The following is a 13,937-nucleotide window of genomic DNA, read 5'->3' on the forward strand; positions in this document are numbered from 1 at the left end:
CGCGGACGGCCGGGGGGTGTGGCCGGGCTTGCCTTGTCAAAACCATAACCCCGCGTTACGGCAGCGAACGGTCAAGGTGCAACCTCCATCGGGATTCTTCTGCCTCGGTGCCGGGTCGGGATCGGGGCCGCAGGACGCTTTCACGGAAGTCGCCTTCAGTTTCTCACTGTCAGCAAGGGTGGCCGATGTCGCGCCGTCTCGTCTCGTCGCTCGCTCGCCTCGCCGTCCTCGGCGCAATCGGAGCCGGAGTGTCCGGCTGCATCGGCGAGGACATCCGCCATGGCTACCAGATCGACCAGGCGGCCCTCGCCACCGTGAAGCCGGGGATGAGCGCCGAGCAGGTTCTGCAGATCCTCGGCACGCCGTCCACCGTCTCCACCGTCGGCAACAAGTCGTGGTACTACATCAGCCAGAACACGCGCCGCACCGTCCTGTTCCTCGGCGAACGGGTCGAGGACCAGAAGGTCACCGCCGTCTATTTCAACGGCGCCTTCAAGGTTGAGCGCGTGGCACTCTACGGCCTGCAGGATGGCAAGGTGTTCGATTTCATCGAGCGGTCCACGCCGACCAGCGGCGCCGACCGGGCCTTCCTCAGCCAGCTCTTCCGCGGCCTGACCAAGTACGAGCCGTTCGGCAGCGGCTCCGGCACCAGCGTGGTGCCCGGGGCCAATCGCGGCCTGTAAGCTTCGCGGCTCACCTCTCGGGACCCTAGGGGCCGGAGGGGCCGGGCGACCGGTCGGCCAGGGGCGCGCATCGTGGATGGCTCGCCCGGGCTCGACCCCAGGCGGGCAAAGGACCCGAGGATGCCGTTTCGCGAAGCCTTTCTCGTCGAGGGTGGCGAGACCGGCGCGCTTCTGCGCCACCACGACTGGTCCGCGACTTCGCTCGGCGCGCCGATCGGCTGGCCGCAGGCCCTGAAGACGCTCGTCGGCGTGATGCTCGGGTCGCAACAGCCGATGCTGATCGTGTGGGGGCCGGACTACATCACCCTCTACAACGACGGCTACGCCGCCATGTGCGGCGCTCGCCATCCAGCCGCCCTCGGCGGCTCGTTCCGCGACCTCTGGCACGACATCTGGGATCAGGTGGAGCCGATCCTCGCCCGCGCCTATGCGGGCGAGGCGACGCATATGGACGGCATCGCCTTCATTATGCATCGCAACGGCTATCCGGAGGAGACTTACTTCTCGTTCGGCTACACACCGGTGCGCGACGAGGCCGGGCAGGTCGTCGGCATGTTCTGCGCGTGCGCCGAAACGACGGGCCGGGTGCAGGCCGAGCGCCGGGCGAGCGCCGAGCGCGAGCGCCTCGAGCAGCTCTTCGCCCAGGCCCCGAGCTTCATGGCCGTGCTGCGCGGGCCCGAACACCGCTTCGAACTGGCCAACCCGGCCTACCGGCGCCTCGTCGGCGACCGACCGGTCCTGGGCCGGACCGTCGCCGAGGCTCTGCCGGACGCCGTAGGCCAGGGATATCTCGAGCTTCTCGACACCGTCTACCGCACCGGCGAAGCCTTCACGGCGACGGCCTCGAAGCTCACCCTCCAGAGCCCGGCGGACGGGGCGGACGTCGAGCTCTATCTCGATTTCGTCTACCAGCCGATCTTCGACGATGACGGCGCCGTCACCGGCATCTTCGTCGAGGGCGTCGACGTCACCGACCGGGCGCTCGCCGAGATCGCGCTGCGCCGGAACGAGGCGGAACTGCGCTTCCTCAACGCGGATCTAGAGCGTCAAGTCATCCTGCGGTCCAACGAGCGCGGTCTGACCTGGCTGGTCAGCCCCGACCTCCTCGGCGTGCTGCACCCGGACGGCTACTTCGAGCGCCTGAACCCTGCCTGGGAGGTCGTGCTCGGTTGGTCCGAATCCGAGATCGCCGGCCGGTCCGTGCTCGACCTGATCCATCCGGACGACGTGGAGCGCACCGCCGAGGCCGTCGGGGCCCTGGCGGGCGGTACGCCCGTCTTCCGTTTCGAGAACCGGTATCGCACCCGCGACGGTGGCTACCGTTGGCTGTCCTGGACGGCGGTGCCGGAGGGCGGGCGCTCCTATTGCAGCGGCCGCGACATCACCGAGGACAAGGCGCGGGAAGCAGCCCTGGCGCAGACCCAGGAGGCCCTGCGTCAGGCCCAGAAGATGGAGGCGGTGGGTCAGCTCACGGGCGGCGTCGCCCACGATTTCAACAACCTTCTGACGGTCATCAAATCCTCCACCGACCTGCTGAAGCGGCCGGGTCTCGCCGAGGATCGCCGCCGCCGCTACGTCGATGCGATCTCCGACACCGTGGCACGGGCCGCCAAGCTCACGGGCCAGCTCCTCGCCTTCGCCCGGCGCCAGGCCCTCAAACCCGAGACGTTCAACGTGGGCTCGGGCGTCGCCGCGATCAGCGAGATGGTCGGCACCCTGACCGGTGCCCGCATCGCGATCGTCGTCGAGGTGCCGGAGATGCCCTGCTACGTGCATGCCGATCCGAGCCAGTTCGACACCGCGCTGGTGAACATGGCGGTGAATGCGCGCGACGCCATGGAAGGCGAGGGTCGGCTGACGATCCGCGTCGGTACGGTCTCGGGCATCCCACCCCTCGACATCCGCGGGGGGGCCTTCGTGGCCGTGTCGCTGACCGATACCGGCTCCGGCATCGCGGCGGGGGACCTGCACCGGATCTTCGAACCGTTCTACACCACCAAGGGCGTCGGTCAGGGGACCGGCCTCGGCCTGAGCCAGGTCTTCGGTTTCGCCAAGCAGTCGGGGGGCGAGGTCGTCGTCGAGAGCGCGCCGGGGCGCGGGTCGACCTTCACCCTCTACCTGCCGCGCGTCCCCGCCGTATCCGTAACCGCCGGGCCGCCCGAGGAGGCCGAGCCGCTGACGGAGGGGCACGGCACCTGCGTCCTCGTGGTGGAGGACAACCCGGAGGTGGGCCGCTTCGCCACCCAAACCCTGGCCGAACTCGGCTACCACACGGTCTGGGCGACCTCCGCCGCCGATGCCCTGCGTCAGCTCGAGAAGATTCCCTTCCGCTTCGAGGTGGTGTTTTCCGACATCGTCATGCCGGGCATGAACGGGATCGAGCTTGCCAAGGAGATCGTCCGGCGCCGGCCCGACCTGCCGGTGGTCCTGGCCAGCGGGTACAGTCATGTCCTGGCCGAGGAAGGTGCCCACGGGTTCGAGCTGTTGCACAAGCCCTACTCGGTGGAGCAGCTTTCACGGGTCCTACGGAAGGCGGTGGCCCGCAGCCGTCGCGGACGGCGCGATCGACCCTAACCGCGTCAGCGCGTTCCCGGCTCGCTGAAATCGAGTTGCGCGATCAGGCCCGCGAACAGATCCGAGACTTCGGACTCGGGCTGGGGGGCATAAGCCGCCTGCAGGCCGCCGGCGAGGCAGGCCACCAGGAAATGCGACCGCGCCCCGCGGGCCCTGAAGCGGCGGACCACCGGCTCCCTCTGCGCCGGGACAGCCGGGCCGTTCGGTTGCGATCGCTGCGTCCTGTCCATGCACAAGCTTTCCGAGCGCCGCGTCGATCCGGACGCCTGATCTAACGTACGTTAACCTGGCGCGCCGAGGGAGCAATTGGCAATCCGGCCGGCCGGGGCGCTGGGCAGTTTCCAATCCCCTGTGGCAGGGCCGACACGATGGACTCACCGATCGCCGCGGGGTCGGCGAACAGGTGCTCCGGTGTCCGCGCCGCGAGCGCGTCGGCGCGGGTATAACCCCAGGTCACGGCCCCGAAGGCACAGCCCGCCTCGGTCGCGGCCTGATGGTCGCGGATCTCGTCGCCGATATAGAGCGCCTGGGACGGGGCAACGCCGGCGTCACGGATCAGGGCCCGCAGGCGCCGGGCCTTGCCGAACAGCGACGCACCGCAGGCGTAGTGGGTGAAGTACCGGGCCGCGGGTCCAAGCGCCCGCCGGATCGTCGCCTCGCGATTCGAGCTTGCGATGCCGAGGCGCAAGCCCGCCCCGTCGAGGTCGGCGAGGAGATCCGGTACGCCGGGGAACAGTCGAATCCCGCCGATATCCCGAGCCGCGAGCCGGTGCATGTGTCGCGTGATCGGCGGCAGCTTCCAGGCCGGAATGCCGAGATGCCGGACGATGCCCCGCGCGTCCATGCCCCGCAGCGTCTCGGTCTCGTGCTCGGCGATGCGGGCGAAGCCGTAGCGATCGGCGACGCCGTTGATGATACCGGCGAACCAGGGAAAGCTGTCGGCCAGGGTCCCGTCGAAGTCGAAGACGACGAGGCGATACCGCTGGAATCTCACGATCGGAGGTGATCCACCGGGACGACGAGGCGCATCACGAGACCGCTCGGGGCCCAGTCCTGCTCCAGCGTGCCGTCCAGCTGCCCGACCACGCTGCGCTGCGCCAGGACCGTGCCGAAGCCCTGCCGGGTCGGCGGACCGGTCACCGTGGGACCGCCGCTCTCCGCCCACGTCAGAATGTAGGACGGGCCGTCGCGTCGTCCGGTCAGGCGGACGCTGCCGGCCTCGGTCGAGAGGCCGCCATACTTCATCGCGTTGGTAGCCTGCTCGTGCATGATCAGCGCGAGGGCCGTGGCGGCGCGCTCGCCCACGGCCACGTCGTCCCCGTCGATGACGATCCGCGCGCGCCCGTCCTGCACGTAGGCCGCCATGATCAGGCGCATCAGGCCGAACAGCGTCTGGCCCTTCACCGCGGGGGCGCTGGCGGGGGAATGCGGACGGACGTATTCGTGCGCCTGCGCCAGGGCACCGAGGCGCTCACGGAAGGCCGAGACGAAGGGACGTGCGGACGGATCGGTCCGGGCCGACAGGCCGGCGATGCCGCCGACCACGGCGAAGATGTTCTTGATCCGGTGCGACAGCTCCTTGATCAGGAGGTCCTGGGCCTCCTCGGCCCGCTTGCGCTCGCGCAGGTCGCGCGTGACGGTGGCGTAGCCGACGAAACGGCCCGCGTCGTCCCGCACCGGAAAGATGTTGTAGAGGACCGCGATCCCCTCCCCCGTGCCGAAGTGTCGGAAGGCGAGTTCGCCCTCCCACCAGCCGTGCCGCTCGACGGCGGGCAGGACCGTTCCGGTGACGAGCGCCTGGCTCTCGGGCATGAAATAATCGAGGATCTGGGTGCCGGTCACGGCCGAGACGTCGGGGAGCCCGACCAGGCGGCGTCCAGCCTCGTTGATGTGCTGGACGAACCCCTCCCGGTCGGCCATGCCGATGAAGTCCTGCGACTGCTCGACGATGGCGGCGAGCTTGCGCGACTCGGCCTCCGCCCGCTTCAGGTCCTCGATATCGGTGCAGGTGCCGAACCAGCGCTCGATCCGGCCCTCGGCATCGTGGAGCGGCATCGCCCGGCCCAGGGTCCAGCGATAGGCCCCGGAATGGTGCCGCAGGCGGTACTCGACCTCATAGGGTTCGCCGGTGGCCAAGCTATGGCGCCAGCGCGACCAGGCCCGCTCCTGGTCGTCCGGATGGAACATGCCGTTCCAGGCTTCGCCGTCCGTCGAGCCCGGCGGGACACCGGTGAATTCGTACCAGCGGTCGTTGTAGAAATCGTGATAGCCGTCGGGCTGGGTGGTCCAGACCATTTGCGGCATCGCGCCGGTCATCACCTGGAAGCGGCGCTCGCTCGCCTGGAGGTCCGCTTCACGGGCGTCGACCTCGCTGCGAGTCCGCGTCAGCTCGATCAGCGTCGCGGCCTGGCGGGCCAGCGCTTCCAGCATCTCAGCCTGCATCGGCGTGATGCCCTCGGGGCGCGCCACGCGGTCGAGGACGCAGAGGGTGCCGAGGGGATAGCCCGAGCGCGAGCGGATCACCGCACCCGCGTAGAAGCGTAGCTGGCGCTCCTCCGTCACGAGCGGGTTGTCGCAGGTGCGCGGATCGTGGGTGAGGTCCGGGATGACGAGAAGCGTTTCGGCCTCGATGGCATGCGCGCAGATCGACATCCGCCGTGGTGTCTCGGGCAGCTCGAACCCGACGCGTCCCTTGAACCATTGCCGGTCCGCTTCGACGAAGCTGACCAGGGCGATCGGCGCGTTGCAGAGCAAGGCCGCGATGCGGGTCAGATCATCGTAGACGGCTTCCCGGCCGGTGGCGGCGAGGTCCAGGCTGGCGAGCTCCGCGAGCCGATCTGACTCGGTCCATCCGGTCGGCGCGACTGAGCAGGCATCGGTCGAAGGCAAAAGCGGCTATCCTCGTCGGTCGCAACACATAGGATGTCTTCCGTCCGAGCGATAGCGACAACGTTCTTCGAAGTGATCGAGGTGAAACCGCTTTCGCCTGGGTCTCACCTCGGTCGAGGCGCCGTCTAGTGTCGAGAATGATACAATAGACGGCTCGGATGATCTCGCCTCGGCAACGTCAGGCTGCCTTGGCGGCACTCTGAGTCGGATAGTCGATGTAGCCTTCCGGGCCTTGGCTGTACCAGGTCTTCGCCTCATCCTTGTTCAACGGGGCGCCCGCGAACAGCCGCTCCGGCAGGTCCGGGTTGGCGATGAAGGGGCGTCCGAAGGCGATGGCGTCGGCGTGGCCCTCGTTGAGAGCCGCCTGCGCACGCGGGCCGTCGTAATCCGAGTTCAGGATCAGCGGACCGTCGAAGGCCGCCCGCATCGTCGGGGCGATAGGCGGATGGTTGGACGTCCCGAAGGTGCCGTTCGGGCCCGGCTCCCGGAGCTCGAGGAAGGCGATCCCGATCTGTGAGAGGGCTGCCGCCGCGGCGCCGAACAGGGCCTCGGGGTCGGAATCATCGACGCCCTGGATCGCGCCGTTGGGTGACAGGCGCACGCCGGTGCGGTCCCGGCCGACGGCCTCGGCCACCGTGCGCGTGACCTCCGTGAGCAGGCGCAGACGGTTCTCGATGGAGCCGCCATAGGCATCGGTGCGGAGGTTCGTGCCGTCGCGCAGGAACTGGTCGATCAGGTAGCCGTTCGCCGCATGGATCTGAACGCCGTCGAACCCGGCCTTGAGGGCGTTGCGCGCGGCGCGGTCGTAGTCGGCCAGCAGGCGGGGGATCTCGTCGACGGGCAGCGCCCGCGCCTCGGCGTAGGGCTTCTTACCCGCATAGGTGTGTGCAGCGTCCGGGGCCGTGGTTGCGGAAGCCGAGATCGGCTTCTGGCCGCCGAGGAAGTCCGGATGCACGATGCGGCCCATGTGCCAGAGCTGGCAGACGATCTTGCCGCCGGCCTCGTGCACGGCCTTCACCACCGGCTTCCAGGCCTCGACCTGCTCATCGGACCAGATGCCGGGCGCGAAGGGCCAGCCCAAGCCTTCCTGGGAGATGCCGGTTGCCTCGGTGAGGATCAGGCCGGCGCTGGCCCGCTGTCGATAATACTCGACCATCATCGGTGTCGGCACGTGCTCGCGCGAGGCGCGGCCGCGGGTCAGCGGTGCCATGAAGACGCGGTTCTGGGCGTCGATCGCGCCGATGCGGATCGGGTCGGACAGGGAAGGCATGCAGGACGCTCACGGTGTTTCGAGGACAAACGGACGGCACGTGGCCTTCGCCACGACCGTTGTCGTCCTCATGTGGTGGTCACGCCAGACACGGCCAGACGCGGGGATCCGGCCGAGGGCCAAGGCTGTGCGGGCGCGCACGCGCCGCACAGCACGAGCCCGTCCGGGCGGCGCCCCACCAGAAAACCTGCGGCCTAACCCGCATCCAACCGTTTCGCCGACAGCGCGATCCTGGAGGTCCGGCCACACCGCGCTGCACCGCATCGTCGCCCGAAAACCCGCGCTGATCCGCGTCTGCCTCATGGAATCCGAGGTGACGCGCGTCTCCCACTCGGGTATCGCTCGTCTCATCGCTGAGGAAGCGAGAGGGCCTGTAGCTCAATGGTTAGAGCCGACCGCTCATAACGGTCTGGCCCCATCCACGCCGCCCTAGGGGAAACGCCTCTTCCAGCCATTCGCGGGACCGATTGCGGGACCGGATGACGTGTTTAGGCCCCACTCGGACGGGGTCCGGCGGGGTGGTCGGCGATGCGGGATGCCGGCTCGCAGCCGGCCCTTGGGGCATCACGGGACCAGCCTGCCACCGCACCCGTGTCCCGTTCCAGGCCACGCGGGCCACCCGGAATTTTTCGGGAGTCATCCACTCACTTGATCGCACCGGCCCGGCCGAGGTGGCATCCTCCGGGGCGGAGGTATCCAATGTCAGACTCGATCTCGCCCCTTCGCCAGGCCGTCCTCACGGCCTACGCGTTCCACCTCGGCTACACGGTCGAGCCGGTTTCCTGGGAGGGCACCTGGGAGGACGAGCTTGCCGAGGGATGGGTCTGGCGCGCCTCGGATGGGTTCAGCCATCATGACACCGTGGAGGCCCTCGTCAGCGGTTTTCCCGTGCTGCCCGACGACCTGTTTCGGGAGCTCGATGCGACCTGCCCGTGGGGTGATCCCGTCCGATAGGCGCGATCCGCTTAACCGTTCGGAAACGCGGGCGCGTCAGACTCAACGGATGCGCCCGACGAACACTCCCGAGAGCCACCTCCGCGGGCTCAACGACCTCCTCCTAGTGGTCGAAATCTGACGCTTGGTACCCGCCGCGAGGGGCTGCTTCCGACCCAACTACGCCGTAAGAGCAAGCCAACGTATCTCTTGAAAGCAGACGTTGCAGTCGATCTCGCCGTGCGAGGGCATGATCTCGGATCTCCGCCTTTCAGAGTGGTGACGCCGCCGCATCATTCCTCTGACTGCTCCTGGGTGACGGCCGTATGCCGTGGTTGAGGACGAGTCGGCGGTCACGCTGACGTCACCAATCTTTTTCGTGTGTCAGTGGAATAGACGCGCCCGTTCGGCATCTCTCCCGATGCGGTCATGGTCGACCGCCGGAGACCTCACTCATGCACACCATGCTGATCCGCGCTGCCTTTGCGGCCTTCGCCTTCTCCGCCGTCGCCGCCCAGGCCGCTGCGCCTGCGATGACGGCCGAGACTGCCAAGGGGCCGGCGCTCGTCGATTCCAAGAGCATGACCCTCTACACCTTCGACAAGGACATGGGCGGCAAGTCGATGTGCAACGGCCCCTGCGCCGCCAACTGGCCGGCACTGATGGCCGCCTCCGGCTCGGCTGCTAGTGGCGACTGGACGATGGTGACGCGGGACGACGGGACGATGCAGTGGGCCTACAAGGGCAAGCCGCTCTACACCTTCGCCAAGGATACGAAGCCCGGCGACATCACCGGCGACGGATTCCTCAACGGCGCGTGGCACATCGCCAAGCCCTGATCGGTAAAGCCTCGTGGACGAGATCGCCGCCCTCATCGAACCGCAGATCCCAGCGTTGCGGCGCTACGCAGTCGCACTGTTGCGGGACCGCGAAGCGGCGGATGACCTCGTCCAGGACACCCTGGAGCGGGCGTTGTCCGGCTGGTCCGGACGTCGCCGCGACGGCGACCTGCGAGCCTGGCTGTTCACGATCGAGCGCAACCTGTTCCTCGGCACTGTTCGACGCCGGGGCCGGCGCGGCATCGATGTCGGCGCTGAGGCTTTGGAGCAGGTGCCCGATCCGGGTGCCGACCCCGAGGCCGTTATGGGGGCACGCGACGTGCTCGCCGGACTCGACGCCCTGCCCGAGGAGCAGCGCTCAGTGCTACTGCTCGTCGCGGTCGAGGATCTGTCTTATGCGGAAGCGGCGCAGGTGCTCGGAGTACCGCTGGGCACGGTGATGTCGCGGTTAAGCCGAGCGCGGGAGCGGATGCGAAGTTTTCTGGAAACGGGCCGAACCGGCTTGTTGAGGAGGGTGAAATGAGCGGGGATCCGCGCCCGGTCGGCGAGGACGACCTGCACGGCCTGATCGACGGTCATCTTGAACCGGAGCGGCAGGCGCTGGTCGAGGCATGGCTCAGGGGAAACCCCGCGCGGGCGGCCGAGGTCTCGGCGGATCGCGCCCTGCGCGAGCGCTTGCGTACCCGCCTCGCGCCGATTGCCGAGGAGGCGATCCCGGCGCGGCTCCGGGTGGCCAACATCCGCTCGCGACATAGCCCAATAACCGGGCGCTGGCTTCCGGTCGCGGCTGCGGCCGTGTTCTGCCTCGCGGTCGGCGGTGCCGCCGGCTGGTTCGGCCATGCCGCGCGGCAGGTACCCACGGTCACGCTCGCGCGAACCGAGCCGGCGACCGACGACGCAGTGGCGGCCTTCCGCACCTACGTGGTCGAGGCGGTGCATCCTGTGGAGGTGCGCGCCGACGAGAAGCCGCACCTTGTGACGTGGCTCTCGAAGCGCCTCGGCCGGGCGGTGACCACCCCCGACCTCACGGCCTACGGCTTCCGCCTGATGGGCGGGCGGTTGTTGCCCGCTGGGTCCGAATCCGCAGCGATGCTGATGTACGACGACGACCACGGCACCCGGCTGACGCTCTACAGCCGCGTGGGCGATGCGGATGGCCGCACAGTGTTCCGCTTCGCCCGCGAGGGCGACGTCGCCGCTTTCTCCTGGGTCGATGGCGGCATGTCCTACGTCGTCACCGGTCGGACCGACGAGGCCCGGCTGTTGACCGTCGCGCAGGCGGTTGATGCGCAGGTCCGCGGCCTCGCGCCGGATAGGCTGCAGCCGTGACCCTCGACCAGCTTCGCATCTTCGTGGCGGTGGCCGAGCGGCAGCACGTGACCCGAGCCGCCGAGGCGCTGAACCTCGTCCAATCGGCGGTCAGCACGGCGATCGCCAATATCGAGGGGCGTCACGCCACCAAGTTGTTCCACCGGGTCGGCCGCGGGATCGAGCTGACCGAGGCGGGGCGCACGTTCCTTGTCGAGGCCCGTGCCGTGCTCGCCCGGGCGGAGGCCGCCGAACTGGTGCTCGCAGACCTCAGCGGCATGCGACGAGGGACGTTGGCGCTTTACGCCAGCCAGACCATCGCCAGCGACTGGCTGCCGCGCCATCTCGTTGCCTTTCGCCGGGCCTACCCCGAGATCGCTATCCGGCTGGCGGTGGGCAACACCACCGACGCCGCCGACGCGGTGCGCGCGGGGCAGGCCGAACTCGGCTTTGTCGAGGGGGCGCTGGACGACCCGACGCTCGCGAGCACGACCATCGCGCGAGACCAGCTTGTCCTCGTAGTCGCTCCTGGCCATCCCTTCGCCGGGGCTACTGCCCTCGAACCCAAGGAGCTCGCAACGGCCAATTGGGTGCTGCGCGAGGCGGGATCGGGAACCCGCTCGGCTTTCGAGGCGGCGCTGACGGACGCCGGCCTCGCTGCGGCTCAACTCCAAGTCACACTCGAATTGCCCTCGAACGAGGCGGTCCGCGCCGCCGTCGAGGCCGGGGGCGGGGCCGCCGTGCTGTCCGAGACCGTGGTCGCCGCAGCGCTTCGAGCCGGGACCCTGGTACGGGCGGCGTTCGACTTACCGAGCCGGCCGTTCCGGGTACTGCGCCACAAGGAGCGCTACCGCAGCCGGGCCGCCGACGCGCTGCTCGATTTGATCGCAACGGCGGATGCCGAATGAGCGAGCCCGCGAAACCCGTTCCCCCCGACGACCCGCGGGTCAGGCTCGCCGAGGACCGCACGGTGCTGGCAGCCGAGCGCACCTTCGTGGCGTGGCTTCGCACCGGGCTCGCCTTCCTCGGCGTCGGCCTAGCCGCGCAGCGCTTCCTGCGAGAGGTGCTGGCGGTCTGGCCACTGAAGGTGCTGTCGCTCACGCTGATCGCCTGTGCGCTCGCCTCGTTCGCCGGCGCCGCATGGCGGGACCGAGCGATCCGGGCGCGACTCGCCCATGCCGAGATCCCGATGATGCCGCGCCTCCTCACCGTCGGGATCGCGGCCCTGCTGATTGCGATCTCGGGCCTCGCTGCCACCGCCCTGCTCTGGGCGTGACGGTCAGGCCACCGTGACCCGCACCCGGTGCCAGGCGGCGCTGAGGTAGCCCTTGTAGTTCCAGGTGTCGTCCGGCGCCGCAGGCTGGGTCTGGCCGGCGGAATCCCAGGCCCGTACCGCGAGTTCGTGCTCGCCGGTCGTCAGCTCGCGCTCGATCTCCCAGAACGTCCAGGCGTAGGGTGCGTCGGCGTCGCGGTCGATCCGGGCCTGCGCCCAGCTGCGACCGCCATCCGTCGAGACATCGACGCGGGCGACCGCGCGGTCACTGGCGATGGCGTAGCCGCGGATCGCGTGCCGGCCGGCCTTCAACGCCGCGCCGCGGGCGGGCTCGCAGATCGCGCTGTTGAGCGGCATCGCCTCGATGGTGATGCCGTGGGCGGGGTCCGCGGTCTCGGCGGTCACGTCGGGCGGAAACAGCTTGTAGTCGTCGGCCTGCATCGGGTTGTTGGAGGGGTGATCCTGCACCGTGATGCGGGCGAGCCACTTCGGGCTGCGGATGCCGGCAAAGCCCGGCACCACAACACGCAGCGGGTGACCGTGCTCGGGGGCGAGAGGCTCGCCGTTCATCGCGAAGGCGAGCAGCGTCTCGGGGGCGAGAGCCTTGGCGAGCGGGATCGAGGCGCCGAAGCGCGTGTCCGTATGGGCGATCCGGTCGTGGCTCTCGAAGGCGACGTGACGTGCGCCCCCCGCGTCGAGGCCGGCCGCGCGCAGCACCTCGGCGAGGCGCACCCCGGTCCATTCCGCGTTGCCGATGGCGCCGGGCGCCCACGGGTCGCCGGAGACCGGCGCCACTGCCAGCATGTCGGCCCGGCGGTTGCCGGCGCATTGCATCACCGCCGTGACGGTGACGGGCGCGAAGCGTTCCTTGAGATCGGCGAGCGAGAGGTCGAGCGACGTCGCGACCATCCCGTCGATAATCAGGCGGTAGCTGTCGGCGTCGAGGTCCGGGATGTCACCGTGGCTGCGGACGTAGAAGTCGGCCTGATCAGTCAGGAAGGCCGCGCGCAGGCGATCGAGCGGCGGCTCGGCGTTGTAGGGCGCCTTTCCGTGGACGATGAGGCGGTCCTTGCGCTGGAACAGGCCGAGCATGGGGTCTTTGTCCTGCGTTCGTGACGTGTCGACGACGAGAACGCGCCGGGAGCCGAGAAGGCACCCGGCGCGCGTTGCCTCAGGGCTTCATGGTCGAGATGACCGCGTTCTTCGCCCGGTCCACCACGGCGACGCTAAGGTCGCGGTTGAGGACGTAGGCGTGGGCGTTGTCGGCCGAGAACGCGATCGCTTGGCGCGGCTCGTTCAGGCCGGTCACCGTGGCGACGACCTTGAGGGTGCCGGTGTCGATCACCGAGAGCGAGTTGTCCTTGAGGTTGCCCGAATAGACGAAGTGCCCGTCCGGGGTCAGCGCGGCGCCGTAGGGGTCCTTGCCCACTGCCACCTCGGAGGTGACCTTACGAGCGGCGACATCGACCACGCCGATGGTGTTGCGGCCGCTGTTGGCGGCAAACAGCGTCTTACCGTCCTTGGTGATCGAGATGGCGCGCAGCTTGTCGAACCCGGCGATCTCGCCGGTGATCTTGTTGGTGGCGGTATCGACCAACGTGATCTTGTCGCCGAGGAAGTTCGTCACGAACACGGTCTTGCCGTCCGGCGACAACTTCACGCCCTGGCGCGGCTGCGCGAAGCCGGGGATCACAGCCTCGGCGAGCATGGTCTTGGTGTCGAACACGGTCAGCGTGCTCGCGGCCTCGTTATTGACGTAGAGCTTGGTCCCGTCGGCCGAGAGCACCGTGCCGAACGCGCCGGGGCCCGCGGCGAGAACGCCGGCTTCCTTGCCGGTGGCGGTCTCGTAGACCGTGATCCGGCCGGTGCCGCTGTCGGAGACGTAGAAGCGGGCGCCGTCCGGCGCGAACACGATGTTGCGCGGGGTCACGAAGCCGTCGAGGCGGCGCAGCACCGTGCCCTTGGCGACGTCGTAGACGATGACGGCGCTCTCTTCGCTGTTCGACACAGCGGCGACCGTACCGGCGGCGTTCAGCGCCAGCGCGTTGTTCTTGATCGCCCCGTCGAAACCGGCGGCGAACCCGGGCTGGCCCTGGGCGAGGAGCAAGGCGGCTCCGGCGACGAGGGCGCGCAGGCTGGTGCGGATATGGGTCATGAAGCGTGTCTCT

At 69.1% G+C, this 13,937-nt stretch carries 14 protein-coding genes; 8 read left to right on the forward strand and 6 right to left on the reverse strand.

Annotated elements, in window-relative coordinates; genetic code table 11:
* Positions 1–185: 185 nt before the first annotated feature.
* Together CRT23_RS20970 and CRT23_RS20975 are read left to right on the forward strand one after the other, a co-directional pair.
* Positions 186–683, forward strand: a complete 498-nt coding sequence (locus tag CRT23_RS20970) for an outer membrane protein assembly factor BamE (RefSeq protein WP_055950483.1) — start codon at positions 186–188, stop codon at positions 681–683.
* A gap of 120 nt (positions 684–803) precedes the next feature.
* On the forward strand, positions 804–3,257 hold the full coding sequence (locus CRT23_RS20975) for a PAS domain-containing protein (protein ID WP_103711625.1): 2,454 nt from the start codon (positions 804–806) through the stop codon (positions 3,255–3,257).
* Positions 3,258–3,262: 5 nt separating this feature from the next.
* Here CRT23_RS20975 and CRT23_RS28570 read toward each other — a convergent pair whose 3' ends face one another.
* The 4 genes from CRT23_RS28570 to CRT23_RS20995 form a co-directional block, all read right to left on the reverse strand.
* Positions 3,263–3,487 (reverse strand): hypothetical protein, encoded by a 225-nt coding sequence (locus CRT23_RS28570; protein WP_103711626.1) that lies wholly within the window; start codon positions 3,485–3,487, stop codon positions 3,263–3,265.
* Between the two features lie 41 nt (positions 3,488–3,528).
* A complete protein-coding gene (locus tag CRT23_RS20985; RefSeq protein ID WP_245436455.1) occupies positions 3,529–4,251 on the reverse strand; it encodes an HAD-IA family hydrolase in 723 nt (240 codons plus the stop codon).
* On the reverse strand, positions 4,248–6,146 hold the full coding sequence (locus CRT23_RS20990; protein WP_103711627.1) for a PAS domain S-box protein: 1,899 nt from the start codon (positions 6,144–6,146) through the stop codon (positions 4,248–4,250). The genes CRT23_RS20985 and CRT23_RS20990 overlap by 4 nt, the downstream gene beginning before the upstream one ends.
* Before the next feature lie 178 nt (positions 6,147–6,324).
* Positions 6,325–7,416: an alkene reductase gene (locus CRT23_RS20995; protein WP_055950471.1), complete on the reverse strand. Its 1,092-nt coding sequence runs from the start codon at positions 7,414–7,416 to the stop codon at positions 6,325–6,327.
* A 699-nt stretch (positions 7,417–8,115) separates the two neighbouring features.
* Between CRT23_RS20995 and CRT23_RS21000 the strand changes: the two genes are divergently transcribed.
* From CRT23_RS21000 to CRT23_RS21025, 6 genes are all read left to right on the forward strand, one after another.
* Positions 8,116–8,370, forward strand: coding sequence for a hypothetical protein (locus tag CRT23_RS21000; protein ID WP_103711628.1), 255 nt, complete (start codon positions 8,116–8,118; stop codon positions 8,368–8,370).
* Positions 8,371–8,804: 434 nt separating this feature from the next.
* On the forward strand, positions 8,805–9,188 hold the full coding sequence (locus CRT23_RS21005) for a hypothetical protein (RefSeq protein WP_055882999.1): 384 nt from the start codon (positions 8,805–8,807) through the stop codon (positions 9,186–9,188).
* Positions 9,189–9,201: 13 nt separating this feature from the next.
* On the forward strand, positions 9,202–9,711 hold the full coding sequence (locus CRT23_RS21010; protein WP_103711629.1) for an RNA polymerase sigma factor: 510 nt from the start codon (positions 9,202–9,204) through the stop codon (positions 9,709–9,711).
* Complete coding sequence (locus CRT23_RS21015) at positions 9,708–10,517, forward strand: anti-sigma factor (RefSeq protein ID WP_103711630.1); 810 nt, start codon at positions 9,708–9,710, stop codon at positions 10,515–10,517. The genes CRT23_RS21010 and CRT23_RS21015 overlap by 4 nt, the downstream gene beginning before the upstream one ends.
* The gene (locus CRT23_RS21020; RefSeq protein ID WP_103711631.1) at positions 10,514–11,404 is read left to right on the forward strand and encodes a LysR substrate-binding domain-containing protein; all 891 of its coding nucleotides are present in this window, start codon (positions 10,514–10,516) and stop codon (positions 11,402–11,404) included. Before CRT23_RS21015 ends, CRT23_RS21020 begins: the two co-directional genes overlap by 4 nt.
* Positions 11,401–11,772 carry a DUF202 domain-containing protein gene (locus tag CRT23_RS21025; protein WP_103711632.1) on the forward strand — a complete coding sequence of 124 codons (372 nt, stop codon included), beginning with the start codon at positions 11,401–11,403 and terminating at the stop codon, positions 11,770–11,772. Before CRT23_RS21020 ends, CRT23_RS21025 begins: the two co-directional genes overlap by 4 nt.
* A 3-nt stretch (positions 11,773–11,775) precedes the next feature.
* Here the strand turns inward: CRT23_RS21025 and CRT23_RS21030 are convergent, their stop codons facing one another.
* Both CRT23_RS21030 and CRT23_RS21035 read right to left on the reverse strand, forming a co-directional pair.
* Positions 11,776–12,861 carry a sulfite oxidase gene (locus tag CRT23_RS21030; protein WP_103711633.1) on the reverse strand — a complete coding sequence of 362 codons (1,086 nt, stop codon included), beginning with the start codon at positions 12,859–12,861 and terminating at the stop codon, positions 11,776–11,778.
* A 79-nt stretch (positions 12,862–12,940) separates the two neighbouring features.
* On the reverse strand, positions 12,941–13,924 hold the full coding sequence (locus tag CRT23_RS21035; protein ID WP_103711634.1) for a beta-propeller fold lactonase family protein: 984 nt from the start codon (positions 13,922–13,924) through the stop codon (positions 12,941–12,943).
* Positions 13,925–13,937: the final 13 nt, after the last annotated feature.

It is taken from the genome of Methylobacterium sp. V23 (genome assembly GCF_002917135.1).
Classification (GTDB): Bacteria; Pseudomonadota; Alphaproteobacteria; order Rhizobiales; family Beijerinckiaceae; genus Methylobacterium.